General features: G+C 62.5%; 14 protein-coding genes. 4 read left to right on the top strand and 10 right to left on the bottom strand.

All coding sequences use genetic code 11. The features are described 5' to 3' along the window. Positions 1-16 precede the first annotated feature (16 nt). The 3 genes from QFZ94_RS07460 to QFZ94_RS07450 are packed head-to-tail and all read left to right on the top strand — an operon-like array spanning position 17 to position 3,405. Positions 17-1,378, top strand: a complete 1,362-nt coding sequence (locus QFZ94_RS07460; protein ID WP_368582996.1) for a CpaF family protein — start codon at positions 17-19, stop codon at positions 1,376-1,378. A gap of 52 nt (positions 1,379-1,430) precedes the next feature. Further along, the gene (locus tag QFZ94_RS07455; RefSeq protein WP_368582994.1) at positions 1,431-2,408 is read left to right on the top strand and encodes a type II secretion system F family protein; all 978 of its coding nucleotides are present in this window, start codon (positions 1,431-1,433) and stop codon (positions 2,406-2,408) included. A 28-nt stretch (positions 2,409-2,436) separates the two neighbouring features. Then, a complete protein-coding gene (locus tag QFZ94_RS07450) occupies positions 2,437-3,405 on the top strand; it encodes a type II secretion system F family protein (RefSeq protein ID WP_429456052.1) in 969 nt (322 codons plus the stop codon). Positions 3,406-3,415: 10 nt separating this feature from the next. On the opposite strand, the gene QFZ94_RS07445 is transcribed toward QFZ94_RS07450, so the two are convergent. From QFZ94_RS07445 to QFZ94_RS07420, 6 genes are all read right to left on the bottom strand, one after another. After that, complete coding sequence (locus QFZ94_RS07445) at positions 3,416-4,057, bottom strand: trimeric intracellular cation channel family protein (protein ID WP_368582991.1); 642 nt, start codon at positions 4,055-4,057, stop codon at positions 3,416-3,418. Continuing rightward, positions 4,054-4,251, bottom strand: coding sequence for a hypothetical protein (locus tag QFZ94_RS07440; RefSeq protein ID WP_368582989.1), 198 nt, complete (start codon positions 4,249-4,251; stop codon positions 4,054-4,056). Before QFZ94_RS07440 ends, QFZ94_RS07445 begins: the two co-directional genes overlap by 4 nt. Before the next feature lie 58 nt (positions 4,252-4,309). Beyond that, positions 4,310-4,765, bottom strand: coding sequence for a MarR family winged helix-turn-helix transcriptional regulator (locus tag QFZ94_RS07435; RefSeq protein WP_429456051.1), 456 nt, complete (start codon positions 4,763-4,765; stop codon positions 4,310-4,312). Between the two features lie 97 nt (positions 4,766-4,862). Next, positions 4,863-5,390 carry an N-acetyltransferase family protein gene (locus QFZ94_RS07430; RefSeq protein ID WP_429456050.1) on the bottom strand — a complete coding sequence of 176 codons (528 nt, stop codon included), beginning with the start codon at positions 5,388-5,390 and terminating at the stop codon, positions 4,863-4,865. Next, on the bottom strand, positions 5,387-5,974 hold the full coding sequence (locus QFZ94_RS07425; RefSeq protein WP_368582983.1) for a helix-turn-helix domain-containing protein: 588 nt from the start codon (positions 5,972-5,974) through the stop codon (positions 5,387-5,389). Before QFZ94_RS07425 ends, QFZ94_RS07430 begins: the two co-directional genes overlap by 4 nt. A gap of 82 nt (positions 5,975-6,056) precedes the next feature. Next, complete coding sequence (locus QFZ94_RS07420) at positions 6,057-7,280, bottom strand: M23 family metallopeptidase (RefSeq protein ID WP_429456049.1); 1,224 nt, start codon at positions 7,278-7,280, stop codon at positions 6,057-6,059. A gap of 565 nt (positions 7,281-7,845) precedes the next feature. Here QFZ94_RS07420 and QFZ94_RS07415 point away from each other — a divergent pair. Next, positions 7,846-10,062, top strand: coding sequence for a beta-glucosidase (locus QFZ94_RS07415; RefSeq protein ID WP_429456048.1), 2,217 nt, complete (start codon positions 7,846-7,848; stop codon positions 10,060-10,062). 60 nt (positions 10,063-10,122) lie between these two features. On the opposite strand, the gene QFZ94_RS07410 is transcribed toward QFZ94_RS07415, so the two are convergent. From QFZ94_RS07410 to QFZ94_RS07395, 4 genes are all read right to left on the bottom strand, one after another. Next, on the bottom strand, positions 10,123-11,445 hold the full coding sequence (locus tag QFZ94_RS07410) for an amidohydrolase family protein (protein WP_429456047.1): 1,323 nt from the start codon (positions 11,443-11,445) through the stop codon (positions 10,123-10,125). A gap of 367 nt (positions 11,446-11,812) precedes the next feature. Continuing rightward, complete coding sequence (locus tag QFZ94_RS07405) at positions 11,813-12,202, bottom strand: hypothetical protein (RefSeq protein ID WP_368582978.1); 390 nt, start codon at positions 12,200-12,202, stop codon at positions 11,813-11,815. 295 nt (positions 12,203-12,497) lie between these two features. Further along, positions 12,498-13,037, bottom strand: coding sequence for a thioredoxin family protein (locus tag QFZ94_RS07400; protein WP_368582977.1), 540 nt, complete (start codon positions 13,035-13,037; stop codon positions 12,498-12,500). A gap of 1 nt (position 13,038) precedes the next feature. Then, entirely contained in the window at positions 13,039-13,755 is a 717-nt protein-coding gene (locus tag QFZ94_RS07395; protein WP_368582976.1) for a cytochrome c biogenesis CcdA family protein, read from the bottom strand. Positions 13,756-14,030 lie beyond the last annotated feature (275 nt).

The following is a 14,030-nucleotide window of genomic DNA, read 5'->3' as shown; positions in this document are numbered from 1 at the left end:
AGAACAGGGGAACGTCATGTCGCTTCGTGAGCAGATTTCCGCGCAACGCGTGCAGCCGCTGGGCGAACGCCAGGACCCGGCGGCCGCCGGCATGTTGCGCGGCGCATACCAGAAACTGAAACGCGAGATTCATCAGGCGGTGCTCGAACGCGTCGAGCTCGAACGGCTGTCGAGGTTGCCGCCCGAGCAGGTCCGCCAGGAGATCGCGACGCTGATCGGCCGCATTCTCGAAGACCAGAAGGCGCCCGCCAACGATCTCGAACGCCGGCAACTCGTCGGCGACGTGCACGACGAAATGTTCGGCTTCGGTCCGCTCGAAGTGCTGCTGCGCGACCCGACCGTGTCCGACATTCTGGTGAACACGCATCGTCATACCTACGTCGAGCGCCGTGGCCGGCTGGAGGCGACCGATGTGACCTTCTACGACGACGCGCATCTGATGAAGGTCATCGAGAAGATCGTCTCCGGCGTCGGCCGCCATATCGACGAATCGAGCCCGATGGTCGACGCACGCCTGCCGGACGGCTCGCGCGTGAACGCAATCATCCGGCCCTGCGCGATCGACGGTCCGTTGCTGTCGATTCGCCGTTTCGCCGCGAATCCGTTGCAGGTTGCCGACCTGATCGAATTGCAGAGCCTCACGCCGCCGATGGCCGAAGTGCTCGACGCGCTGGCGCGCGCGAAGGTGAACATCCTCGTGTCGGGCGGCACGGGCAGCGGCAAGACCACGCTGCTGAACGTGCTGTCGGGATTCATTCCGGGCGACGAGCGCATCGTCACGATCGAGGACGCCGCCGAGTTGCAGCTGCGCCAGCAGCACGTGCTGCGGCTGGAGACGCGTTCGCCGAACATCGAGGGACGCGGCGAGATCACGCAGCGCACGCTGGTGCGCAACGCGCTGCGGATGCGCCCCGACCGCATCATTCTCGGCGAGGTGCGCGGCGCCGAAGCGCTCGACATGCTGAACGCGATGAACACCGGCCACGAAGGCTCGCTGTCGACGATCCACGCGAACACACCGCGCGATGCGCTGACGCGCCTCGAAAACATGATGACGCTCGGCGGCCTGTCGCTGCCGACACGCACGATGCGCCAGCAGATTTCGTCGGCGATTTCGGTGGTCGTGCAAGCCACGCGTCTGACCGACGGACGCCGCAAGATCGTCAGCATTTCGGAACTGACCGGCATGGAGGGCGACATGATCAACATGCAGGAGATCTTCGTGTTCCGCCGCTCCGGCGTCGATACGAAGGGCAACGTGCGCGGCCATTTCTGCGCGACCGGCGTGCGGCCGAAATTCGCCGAGCGCTTGCAGGCATTCGGCGTGGCGCCGTCGGAGCAGATCTACGATCCGGCGCGGCGCTTCGAAACGACATGACGTGCACGGGCGACGCGCACAGACCGCTTGCCCGGTGTTTCAGGAGACTTGCATGAGCCCGATTTTCTACGCGTCGATCATTCTGCTGTTCGCGGCCGTGGTGCTCGCGACGGGTGGTGTCTACGAGTATTGGAACAGCCGGCACGGGCCGGTCGCGCGCCGCGTCGATTCGCGGATTCGCGCGGTATCGGCCGGCGGTCCGATGAGCCGGCAGCGTCTGTCGATTCTGAAGACGCGCACGATGGCCGAGTCCGCGGTGCTCGCGCGGCTGCTGCTGCGTATTCCGCGCGTGCATGCGCTCGATCTGTTTCTGCAGCAGTCGGGGCTGTCCTGGTCGGTCGGTCGTTTCTTCGGCACCTGCGCGGTGTTGCCGCCTTTCGTGCTGATCGTGGGTGCGAGCCTCAGGGTGCCGTGGATCTTCACGGCTGCCGCCGCCGCTCTATGTGCGTTGCTGCCGATCGTCTACGTACAGCGGCGCCGCCACCGGCGCATTCGTCAGCTCGAACGGCAACTGCCGGACGTTTGCGACATGCTGTCGCGAGCATTGCGCTCGGGCCATGCGTTCACCGGCGCGATCGATATGGTCGGCGCCGAGTTCGCCGAGCCGATGAGCGGCGAGTTCCGCATCGTGTTCGACGAGATCAACTACGGCGTGTCGATCAGCGAGGCGCTGACGAATCTCGCGACACGGGTGCCGATTCGCGATCTGCGTTACTTCGTGATCGCCGTCGTGATCCAGCGCGAGACGGGCGGCAATCTCGCCGAAGTGCTCGACGGCATCACCGCGCTGATCCGCGACCGCTTCAAGCTGTTCGACAAGGTTCGCGTGCTTTCCGCCGAAGGCAGGATGTCCGCGTGGGTGCTCGGCCTGCTGCCGTTCGGCGTCGGCGGCGCGATGATGGCGATCAATCCGGGGTTCCTGAACGTGCTGTGGCGGGACCCGGCGGGCGTCAGGATGATCGCGGTGGCGAGCATCGCCATGCTGTTCGGCATTCTGTGGATGCGGCACATCGTGAAGATCCGCGTTTGAGCGGGCTCGAGGTCATCGGAGAAGGACCATGCAAACACTGAACATCACGCAGATTCTGTTGCTCGCCGGCGTCTTCGCGATCGTTTTCGCGGCCGTGTTCGGCGCAATGCATCTGAGCACGCCGCGCGACATGAGCCGCCGCATCGAGCAGGCGGGCGGTGCGAATGCGGTGCCCGCGCCGGAGCAACTCGACGCCGCCGCGCAGACGCCGTGGTACGAAAAGCTCGTCGAGATCTCGCAGCCGATCTCGAAGCTGTCGGTGCCGAAGGACGGCTGGGAGCAATCCGCGCTGCGCGTGCAGTTGATGAACGCCGGCTGGCGCTCGGCCAACGCCGTGCCGGTCTATCTGGCCGCGAAGACCGCGCTCGCGCTGACGTTGCCGCTGCTGGCGATGCTCGCGCTGTACGGCTCGTCGTTCGCGAGCTCGCTGCTCGAACGCGCGATCGTGCTCGTCGCGGTGGCCGCGTTCGGCTACTACCTGCCGAACATCGTGCTGTCGCGCCGCACCGCAGCGCGCCAGCGCAGCCTCGTCGAGGACTTTCCCGATGCGCTCGATCTGCTGACCGTGTGTGTGGAAGCGGGGCTGGGCCTCGACGCGTCGCTGATGAAAGTCGGCGAGGAAATCCGCCTGCGCAGCGCAGTGGTCGCGAGCGAGCTCGAACTGATGCTGCTAGAAATGCGCTCGGGTTTCTCGAAGGAAAAGGCACTGCGCAATTTTTCGCTGCGCACCGGCGTGGAAGACATCGACTCGTTCAGCGCGATGCTGATCCAGGCCGAGCGCTTCGGCACCAGCATCGGCGCGTCGCTGCGCGTGCTGTCCGATACGCTGCGCACGCGCCGCCGGATGCGCGCCGAGGAGCGGGCCGCGAAGATTGCGCTGAAGCTGCTGTTTCCGTTGATGTTCTGTATCTTTCCGGCGCTGCTCGTCGTGCTGATGGGGCCCGCGATGATTCATATCTATCGCGATCTGCTGCCGAGCATGGCGGGCGGCGCATGAGCAGAGCCTGTTATGAGTTGTCGCGCGTCTCGGCGCGTCTGCCCTGGAAGACCGGGAGCCGCCAGCCGTAGCGCAGCGACGCGAGCCGCACCATCACGCAAGCCAAGGTCGCGAACCACGGCGTCCACCAGTCCGTCCAGCCCGCATACGCAAAGCCGACCTGCACCGCCGCGCCGAACAGCGCGGCAGACGCATAGATCTCGCGCTCGAGAATCGCGGGCACGCGCGAGAGCACGACGTCGCGCATCACACCGCCGCCCACCGCGCTGACGACGCCGAGCAGAATCGCGAGCTCGGCATTGTGGCCATACGTGAGCGCTTTCTGCGCGCCCGACACCGCGAATAGACCGAGCCCGATCGCATCGAAGAACAGCACCGGCTGACGCAGCCGGCGCACCTGCGGATACGCGAGAATCGTCACCGCGGACGCGGCGAGCGCGGTGGCCAGATACCGCCAGTTCGACAGCCCCGCCGGCGGGATTGCGCCGATGCACACGTCTCGCACGATGCCGCCGCCGCACGCGACCATGAAGGCGATCACGACAATGCCGAACAGGTCGAGCCGCCGTTGACGCGCGGCGACCGCGCCGCTGATCGCGAATACGAAGGTGCCGATCAGATCGAGAATGGTATAGACGGCGTGTGAATTCACTGAGTGGTTTCGTGTTGGTCGAGCGAGACACCGGCCCCGCACAGCATGGCTTCGAGACCCGTACGCAAGGTCGGGTCGAGCGCCGGTGCGAATTTCGGCGAGTGATAGCTTGGGATTTCGTTGAGAGTTTTCACTGCGGACGCGTGGCGCCGTGCACCGATCGCGCTCGACATCGTTCCGATCAGCTTCGACATGGAGGGCTCCTTGTTGGCATGAACGCCAGGGAAGGCGCGGCGAAAGGCGGACCGTCGGTCAGGATCTCGCGGGCGGCGCGCTTGCGGACTCGCTTTCGAGCAGGCTATGCGAAAGCTTGCTGAGCAGACGTTCGAGCGTTTTAAGCTCGTTCGCGCTGAGCGCCTTCGCGAGTTCGACTTCGAGCTCGGTGCCTACCGCTTCGGATGCCTGCGCAACTTCGAGGCCGTGATCGGTGGCGCGTAATGCGATGCTTCGACGGTCCGATGCATGCATGTTGCGACTGATCAGGCCGCGTGTTTCAAGTTCGGCGAGGACTTTGGACAGCAGCGTTTTTTCGATCAGCGCGCGTTGCGAAACGGCCTTAGGCGTGATGTCGGGTTCCGCACAGACGAGGCGCAGCACGCGCAGCGCACGCACGTCGAGATCCCAGCGCTCGCGATAGACGATGTTCGCGCGGTTGATCAGCAGCGCGCTGGTCAGATCGAGCCTGAAAGTCAGGAAGTCCGAGTACAAGAATTTGCTCCGCTGTCGGCCGTCTTGCGCAGTGCAGGCATTATAGGCAAGTAGTTGAAATTTTCAAATACTTACGCGGAACGGACTGCATGCGCAGTCAAAGCTGTTTGCAATAAAACGTGGTGGCGCAGAACGCGCCGTCGGGCATCAGCGCGTAGTTCGGCACGCTGCCGACACGTAGCCAGCCGGCGCGCTGATAGAGCCGCTCGGCATCGCCGCCGGTTACGGTGTCGAGCACGAGAACCGATTTTTTCTCTTCCCGCGCGACGCGATCGAGTTCGCTCATCAGAGCGTGCGCGACGCCGCGGCGGCGTGCTTTTCTGTGCACGAGCATCTTCGCGACGTCGGCGCGATGCGGCTGATTTTCGGGTTGCGCGGTGATCAATTGCACGGTGCCGACGATGCTGCCGTCCCGGTCTTCAGCGATCAACAATGCGCGTTCTCCGCGCGCGACGCCCTCCGCGACGTTGCGCCAGAACACGAGCGCGGTGTTGCGCGAGATCGGCAGCATGAAGCTGACCGACGCTCCGCCTTCCACGCAGTCGATCAGCACGTCGGCGAGCGCTTCGACGCAGGCGGCCGCTTCGTTCGGGCCGACGCGCCGTATGGTCACGTTATCGCTCATCCGTTTCTCCGATCGTTGATTGGCGTTGTGCTCAGCGCGACGAGATAGCGCGCGCGTTTGCGAGTGGGGTTACGGAACACGATCGGGCTGTCGAGCCGCATCGCCAGGCAATCGCCTGTCTTGAGCCGCCAACTGGTGTCGCCGATCGTGATTTCCATCGAGCCGTCGAGCATCCACACCTGTTGATGGATGTCCGCGTCACGCGCGCCGGTTTCGTAACTGACCCGCTGACCCGCGGGGAAGTTGACCTCGACCAACTGGATCGCCGAGCGCGCGGTAGGCGACAGATGACGTCGCACATAGCCGGAGCTCGGGTCGGTCCATACCGGCTGCTCGGCCGCGCGACTGACTGGCGACGGCGCAGCCGCGGGTGCGCCTTCCTGCTCGAATAGCGACGCGAGCGGCACGTTCAACGCGGTTGCAAGTTTGTCGAGCACGGTCGCGGTGGGGCTGCTCTGCCCGCGCTCGATCAGCGAGATGTTCGAGCGGCTGACCTTGCTGCGTTCGGCCAGCGCGTCGAGAGACCAGTTCTGAGCGTCGCGTAGCGCTTTGACTCGCCGTGCGATCAGGGCGTTGATGTCCATGTCGTCCAGTTTAAGGGATCGGGCATCCAGTAAACTAGAGAATGGCTTTTTTGTTGTCAATATCGGGCGGTCGCCTCGTGCTTCAAGTCAACGAGCTTTTCTGCTTCTCAGGTGTGTTCGGCGTGCTTTCGGCATTCGACGCCATCCTGCCCGCCGGTGTATCGAGAGGCAATGCCGCCAGTTGTTCACGCAGGGCGCCTGTCATGCTGTCGAACGCGATCTGCTGACTGGTCGTGAGCGGCGCGGTGCGGGTTCGGCTTGTCAACACGAGCGGATCGATCGGTTGACCATATTCGCGCACCTCGAAATGCAGATGCGGCCCCGTCGCCGTGCCAGTACTGCCTACCGCGCCGAGTGGTTGTCCTTCGGTCACCGGCTTGCCGACACGCAAATCGCGGGCGAACGCGGACAGGTGCGCGTAGTGCGTCGTAAAGCCTCGCGGATGACTGAGTACGACGATCTTGCCGTAACCGGCTTTGAAGCCAATGAAGCGCACCGTTCCTGAGGCGGCGGCGCCGACAGGTGTTCCCTTCGGTGCGGCAAAGTCCACACCTGTGTGCATCAGGTGTTGGCCCTTGACCGGATGGGTCCGGTAACCGAAGGGCGAACTGAGCCTAACGTCATCGACAGGCATGGAAAATGGCTTGGTTGCAAGCCTGCGTCCGTCGAATGAATAGTAGTCTCCATCGGTGCGTCCCGGCGCGATGAACCACACGGCCTGGTAGAACTCGCCGCCCGATTGGACTTCGACGGCCGTTACGCGCTTGCGCTGTACGTCTGTATCGTCGTGTCCGTAGAGAACATGATAAGTGTCGCCCTTGTGCGCACGCGCGGCGAGGTCGAGGCGAGGAGCGAAAAGATGCTCGATCTGCTGTTGTATCTCCACTGGCACGCTGGCTCGTGCCAGGGTGTCGCGCAACGTGCCTTCGATCCGTCCCGCGTAAGAACCGCTGTCGACCTCCGGCATGACAAGCGGCGCAGCGTCGGATAGCCGACTGTAACTGGTTCTGCTAACGGATTCAGTGTGGGCCGGCGCAGTCACCGTTAAGGCCGAGGAAGGTTGGCTTGCACTTGATGCGTTCACGCGACTGACGATCTTCGGTTCCGTAACACAATCCGACGTACTCAGCATCGCAATGATGCCGCACAGCAATACGGCAGCCACTGGGGATTTAAATCGGCAATACGCCGAATGACTCACTTTGGCGGAAATGGCCTTAGCGCGGGAACAGACGTGACGTAAATAGCGCGAGCGCATCATTTCAAAACCTCGCAGTCGGAAAAGGGCTGCAGGGATGAATGACATCGCTTGAAACGCCGCGAAAACCCGATAAATCGACAGAGGGTTCTCTTTCGCGCTATACAACCCGGTAAGAAGAGCCTTTAGTCTATGCAGAGTGGCAAGTCGCCCATATCGGGAGAATCCGATTTTTGAGATTAACTCGGTGTCATCGCGCGCGATTGAGCTACGAGCGAGCGCGGTTGCTCAGCTTGGGTCGGGCGAACAGGAAACGCCTCGCCGTACGCGTACGTTTTTCCGCTTTCATGAATTGCCAATCAAACCTCGAATAACAATTTCCGCTTCTTTATTCGATTCGATTCAATAACTTTCAATTGGATTATGTAAGAAAAACCCTTACACCCCATTACGCATAAAATTACGCGTATTAGTAAAACTACCGATGCTGTAGTCAGACTACATTCTTGCATTACTCACCACGGAGACTCGCTACAGCCCATCCGGTTGCGCCGATTCTTCTTCCAACAGGCAAACGTTTGCAGTCATCGCTGCACGCCTGTGTTCGCGTCCGCTTCCCACCCACCCGACGCGCTCCGTTGCCCCAGAAAAGCACAATTTCGGAGAGACACCTATGCAGAAGAAACTATGGCCGGCCGTCGCGATAGCGGCGGCCGTGAGCGCCGCTGCGCACGCGGAAATTCCCACTCCTGGTCTCGACTTCGCGCCTACGTCGACGGTGCTGAACGCGTTCGCGTCGGCAGCGGCGCACCGGCGCGCGGAAACGCTCGTCAACAAGATGACGATCGACGAGAAGCTGCAGTTCATTCATTCGCAGTACGCCATGTCGGCTGTGCCGGGCGGCGGCGCGGGCTACATTCAGGGCGTGCCGCGCCTTGGCATTCCCGACCTGAACATGGTCGACTCCGCCACCGGTTCGGGCAGCACCAGCCAGCCATCGACGACCTTCCCCGCGACGCTCGCGGTGGCGGCGAGCTGGGACCGCGCGCTGTCGTGGAACTTCGGCAAGCAGATCGCGATCCAGTTGCGTCAGCAGGGCTTCGGCATGGGGCTCGGCGGTGGCACCAACCTCGCGCGTGAGCCGCGCGGTGGCCGGCTCTTCGAGTATCTCGGCGAAGATCCGGTGCTCGCCGGCGAGATGCTCGCCGAACGCACCGACGGCACACAAAGCCAGAAGGTCATCGCGACGATCAAGCACTACATGGGCAACGAGCAGGAACACAACCGCGGCGGCGGCAACAGCCAGATCGACGAGCGCACGATGCGCGAGCTCTATCTGCTGCCGTTCGAAATCGCCGCGCGCCGCGCGCAGCCGGGCAGTGTGATGTGCAGCTACAACGAGGTCAACGGCACCTATGCCTGCGAGAACTCGCACATTCTCAACGACGTGCTGAAGAACGACTGGCACTTCGAAGGTCAGGTGCAGTCGGACTGGGGCGCGGCGCATAGCACGGCACCCGCGATCAATGCCGGTCTCGACGAGGAAGAAGACGTCGGTTCGACCGTCTATCTGACGCCCACGCTGGTCAAGCAGGCGATCGCGAACGGCTCGGTGTCGACCGCGCGCGTCGACGACATGGTCGAGCGCAAGCTGTACGTGATGATCCGCACGGGCGTGATGGACGATCCGCCGAAGGGTGGCGCGACCATCGACTTCTCGGCCGCGAGAGCCTTCACGCAGTCGGTCGAAGAGCAGTCGATGGTACTGTTGAAGAACGCCAGCAATCAGCTGCCGCTCTCCGCCGGTTCGCTGTCGCGCATCGCGGTGATCGGCGGCCACGCCGACGCGGCGGTGCTGACGGGCGGCGGTTCGGGCAACACACGCGATCCGGTGACGGGCGCGTTCGCCGGTTGCGGCGGCTTGACGTTCGGCACCACGACGGGCTGCAGCTGGTGGACCAACCCGTGGCTGAAGCTGAACACGCCGATCGTGTCGGCGATCAAGGCGCTCGCGCCGCAGGCCACGGTGACCTTCGCCGGCAACAGCGATCAGCAGTCGCCGTTTGCCGCCTACACGCAGCAGCAGATCACCCAGGCAGCAACGCTGGCCGCGAACTCCGACGTCGCCATCGTAGTGGTCGCGCAGCCGGCCGGCGAGGATATCGGCGATCTGCCGAGCCTGGGCCTCGCGAATCCGACTAACCAGGATGCACTCGTCGAAGCGGTTGCGGCGGCCAATCCGCATACGATCGTCGTCGTCGAAAGCGGCAACCCGGTGCTGATGCCGTGGAAGGACAGCGTGTCGGCGATCGTCGAAGCATGGTATCCGGGCGAAGGCGGCGGCAACGCGATTGCGAACGTGCTGTTCGGCAAGGTCAATCCTTCCGGCAAGCTCCCCGTCACGTTCCCGGTGCGCGACCAGGACACGCCGACGTGGGGCACGAATGGCGCATTTGCGGCGAACCCGGTGTACTCCGAGAAGCTCGATATGGGCTATCGCTGGTACGACTCGCAGAACATCACGCCGATGTTCGAGTTTGGCTACGGCCTGTCGTACACGCACTTCGCATACTCGGGTCTATCGGTTCAGCATCTGCCGGGCGGTCTGATCGACGTGTCGTTCAACGTGCGTAACGATGGTCGCGTCGCCGGTGCGGAAGTGCCGCAGGTGTACCTCGGTGTGCCGTATCAGGGTGAGCCGCCGCGTCGTCTCGTCGGCTGGGACAAGGTTGGTCTGAACCCGGGCGAATCGCGTCGCGTGCACGTGGTCGTGACGCAGCGCATGCAGAGCGTGTGGGACACCACGAGCAACCGTTGGCGCTATGTGCCGGGCAGCACGGTGTACGTCGGCGCATCGTCGCGCGACATCCGTCTGCAGGGGCGTGGCTAAATAGTGTGACGTCGTAGCGAACGCGGGCGCGCGAAGTTGCGCGCCCGCTTGTATTACCGATTACGCTTTCAGCGTGTTCTTGTAGAACTTTCCATCCTTCATGACGATCCGCAGGTTCTGCTCCGGGTTAGCCATCAGGTCGAGATTCTCGAGCGGATTGCCATCGACGAGAAGCAGATCGGCGTATGCACCTTCTTCGAGTACGCCGAGCTTGCGCGGATACGGATTGCGGTGCCCGGACAGCGCGAGTAGTTGTCCATTGGTGCCCGTTGCCATGGTCAATGCCTCGGCTCCGCTGTACCAACGCTTCATATGCGTGAGCATCCTGCCTTGCCCCGCGGCCACGGCCTGCGAAAAGATCAGGTCCGTACCGAATGCGACCTTGATGCCATGCTTGCGCGCGAGTTTGAAAGCGCGATCGGTGCCCGCGATCACGTCGAGAAACTTCTCGCGACTCTGCGGGGCGAGCGGGCCCACGTCGTCTTCGTTGACGAACGGCTGCGTGCTCAACCATGTGCCGTTCTTCGCCATCAACGCCGCGGTCTTGTCGTCCATCAGATGAGCGTGCTCGATGCACTGCACGCCTGCCGCAACGGAGCGCTGAACCGCTTCGGGCATGTACGCATGCGAGAGCACATAGGTGCCCCAGTCGGCCGCTGTTTCGACGGCCGCGCGCAACTGCTTTTCGGTGAAGGTGAGCATGTCGAGCGGGCTGCGCGGCGTCGATACGCCACCGGAGCCGACCAGCTTGATCTGCGTCGCGCCCTGGATGAACTGCTCGCGAACGCGCAAGCGGACTTCGTCTTCCGTGTCGGCGATCGCGAAGCCACCGTCCCGTTCCAATTGGGTGATCTGGCTGCTGGTGCGCGGCATTTCGCTCAGTGCGCGAAAATCGCCGTGACCGCCGGTGGTCGTGATCATCGCGCCAGACGGATAGATGCGCGGTCCGGAAATCATGCCGCTATCGATTGCCTGCTTCAGCGCGAATGACGGGCCGCCCGCGTCGCGGATCGTCGTAAAGCCGCGCAGTAGCGTGCGTTCGGCTTCAGCGCTTGCGGCAATATGGACGAGCGAAATGTCGGATTGAAGGATGACCTGAACCGGCACCGCCGCGAGCAGTGCATGCCAGTGCATGTCGATCATGCCGGGCATCATCACCTTGCCACCGCAATCGACCAGCGTCTTGCCGTCGATCGAAGCCGGTTGACCTCGACCCAACTGGCTAATGCTGTCACCCTCGACAACCATATAGAGGCCGTCACGCAACGTCGACGATTTGCCATCGAACAAACGGAAGTTCGTGAACAGCACCGGCTTCGCGGGCGGTGCTGGCGGCACGGTGGTTTGGGCATTGCTGAGTCCGGGCAGTACCAGACTCAACATCGATGCGGCGAGACCAGTGACAAAACCGCGGCGCGACAGGTCGGCACTAATACGGCGGTTTGCATATTGCACTTGTGACTTGTCGCAAAGACATGAAGAAGATGGACTGACTATTTTATTGCCAAGATACTTTCCTGAAGGCATAGCTCACCCCATGACGTGGACCACTGTGCATCGAAAGCCGCCGTCTGACTACAGTTCACAATTGGCGACGTGAGAGTCAAGCCAGCACAGAGTATCTGCTGCGAACGTGGATGGCAAATGCGTGAGCGGAGTGCGGAAATGATCGGTCGAACTAAGGTAGTGCGACGAGCGGGCGTAGCGAGGGCCAGCCCGCCGAATCGGTGAACGCCGAATCTTCGAGTATTCAGTGGCGGCGCTGAAATTCCCAATTGTCCGAACCGGACCGGCAGAATCGCGGAGTGAGATGCATGGTTTGTCCTCTTGCACTGAGGTCGATTGCCGCGACCCGGCATGTTCGCGCTTCTTCCTTGACCGTGTGTGAGGGTGTGATCGTCGCGTGGACACGAGGCCTGTTGCGCGTGGCCTCGTTCGTCCAGTCGAGTGTTTCGCCATCCTGCTTGGTATCGAGCGCCTGATTCACTGCGGACTGGATCGACGCGATGTCTGCTTGCCGCATCAGACTGATCGGCGTATCGCTCAGGAATCCAAGGTTGATGGCCGCGTGAGCGCCCATTGTTTCCAACACGAGCAAGCTACCAATAACCGCTTTGTACAGCCGCGACGGTACTGACATGGGTTGGTTCTCCTGAGAAGAGGTCATGCGGAGATCGAAGGCCAGAAGGACAATAACGGCAATGACAGCCGATAGTACCATTGGAAAAGTCTTGACGAATTCGTTCGTCCAGCCGGGGCGCGAAAGGTCCGTTTTACACCTTGAAAGCGTCGCAAGCAGCGAATCCGGAGCAGGGTTTGGCGGACAAAGAGAAGCCCGCCTGACCCGACGATTCGGTTCAGGCGGGCTTGTTTGTGCGATCAAAGCTCGATGTAGGTGATCGTCGCGACCAGCGTCATCGCGACGGAGCGCTTCGTCAGTTCTTCTGCGCGAGCAGCGCCTGAATCCTGGCTTCGGTCTGCGCATAGTCGCCTTCTCCAAAGTGCGAGTAGACGATATGACCTTGCTTGTCGATCAGATAGAACGCGGGCCAGTACTGGTTGTTATACGCATTCCAGGTCGCGTACTGATTGTCCTGCGCAACCGGATAGGTGATGCCGAGCCGCTTGAGCGCGGTCTTCACATTGCCGGTGTCGCGTTCGAACGGATATTCGGGCGTATGCACGCCGATCACCGTGAGCCCCTGGTCCTTGTACTTCTGGTTCCAGCTTTTCACGTAAGGCAGCGTGTTGGCGCAATTGATGCAGCTATAGGTCCAGAAGTCGACGAGTACTACTTTGCCGCGCAACTGCTGCAATTTGAGCGGCTCGCTATTGAGCCATTGCGTGATGCCCGTGAGCTCGGGTGCGGGCGGCCCGCTTTCCTGCGGCGCGGCGATCGCGGCCGTACTCGCCGCGATCAACGCGCAGGCGGCAAACGCGGTGGACAGGGCGAAGTTTTTCAATCGGGTAGTCATGTCAAAGTCCTTTGAGTGAGGGGAAAAGGCCGGCGAGCCGCGCGTACAGCAGCACGTCGTACTGCAAATAGATGGCGAGTGCGGTCAGCATCACCAGTACGCCGAACACCTGTTGCAGACGTTCTGCGTGACGTGAGACGACACGTACGTGACGCGTCACGTAATGTCCGCCGTAGATGATCGCGAGCATCGGAATCGCCGCGCCGATCGCATACAGCGTGAGCAGCAGCGCCGACCAACCGAAGTCCTGAGCCTTCACGACGAGCACGAGAATCGACGCGAGCACGGGGCCGGCGCAGGGCGTCCATACCGCGCCGAGCGACATGCCGAGCACGAAGCCACCCGCGTTGCCGCTGCCCGGCTGCGTGCCCGGCGCAATGGCCGCGCCGATCCGGTCGAGCGGCCCTTGCAGTTGCGCGACGAGCCAGTCGTAGGGGCGCGGCCAGATACGCAGAAGTCCGGACAGTGCGAGCAACGCGATGCCGGTATTGCGCAGTACCTGTTGCGCGACGTGCACGGTGCTCGACACCGCGCCCAATAGCAGCGCGAAAGACGCGAAGGTCAGAATGAAGCCGGCAACGATGAACAATGGCCGCGTACGGCTCGGTTGTTCGACGGAAGTGCCGAGCAGAATCGGCATCACCGGCAGCACGCAGGGAGAGGCAATCGTCAGCAACCCGGCGAGCAGGGCGAGCGGAGTTTCGAGAGTACTGTGCATGATGGGCGTTCCGTTGGCTGGGATGACCGTATTGGAACGCTCACGCGTATCTGGTTTATGTCGGCGATCAGGCGCGCTTGCAATGTTGTATGTCCGCGCACGGCGCAGATACATTGCGACACAAATCGGCTGACGAGACGATGCGCGCCGCGGTGGTTGCCGAACGGTCCCAGCGTGAGGAAGGCGCTGTTGGTGATGCCGCGCGTGTGTGTAGTCGACTACGGCCTGCGTTGCCTGTAAAGCAACGACCTGTGAACTTAGTTGCTCTTCCTGAT

Origin of the sequence: Paraburkholderia sp. JPY465 (assembly GCF_050436725.1) — a bacterium.
Classification (GTDB): domain Bacteria; phylum Pseudomonadota; class Gammaproteobacteria; order Burkholderiales; family Burkholderiaceae; genus Paraburkholderia; species Paraburkholderia youngii.
This window is presented reverse-complemented; position numbering and strand designations above follow the sequence as displayed.

Coding starts and splice junctions, on each gene's coding strand:
- QFZ94_RS07425 (WP_368582983.1), bottom strand. CDS start 5,974: ATGGACATCAACGCCCTGATCGCACGGCGAGTCAAAGCGCTACGCGAC.
- QFZ94_RS07410 (WP_429456047.1), bottom strand. CDS start 11,445: ATGTTGAGTCTGGTACTGCCCGGACTCAGCAATGCCCAAACCACCGTG.
- QFZ94_RS07430 (WP_429456050.1), bottom strand. CDS start 5,390: ATGAGCGATAACGTGACCATACGGCGCGTCGGCCCGAACGAAGCGGCC.
- QFZ94_RS07460 (WP_368582996.1), top strand. CDS start 17: ATGTCGCTTCGTGAGCAGATTTCCGCGCAACGCGTGCAGCCGCTGGGC.
- QFZ94_RS07420 (WP_429456049.1), bottom strand. CDS start 7,280: ATGTCATTCATCCCTGCAGCCCTTTTCCGACTGCGAGGTTTTGAAATG.
- QFZ94_RS07455 (WP_368582994.1), top strand. CDS start 1,431: ATGAGCCCGATTTTCTACGCGTCGATCATTCTGCTGTTCGCGGCCGTG.
- QFZ94_RS07405 (WP_368582978.1), bottom strand. CDS start 12,202: ATGTCAGTACCGTCGCGGCTGTACAAAGCGGTTATTGGTAGCTTGCTC.
- QFZ94_RS07395 (WP_368582976.1), bottom strand. CDS start 13,755: ATGCACAGTACTCTCGAAACTCCGCTCGCCCTGCTCGCCGGGTTGCTG.
- QFZ94_RS07415 (WP_429456048.1), top strand. CDS start 7,846: ATGCAGAAGAAACTATGGCCGGCCGTCGCGATAGCGGCGGCCGTGAGC.
- QFZ94_RS07440 (WP_368582989.1), bottom strand. CDS start 4,251: ATGTCGAAGCTGATCGGAACGATGTCGAGCGCGATCGGTGCACGGCGC.
- QFZ94_RS07400 (WP_368582977.1), bottom strand. CDS start 13,037: ATGACTACCCGATTGAAAAACTTCGCCCTGTCCACCGCGTTTGCCGCC.
- QFZ94_RS07450 (WP_429456052.1), top strand. CDS start 2,437: ATGCAAACACTGAACATCACGCAGATTCTGTTGCTCGCCGGCGTCTTC.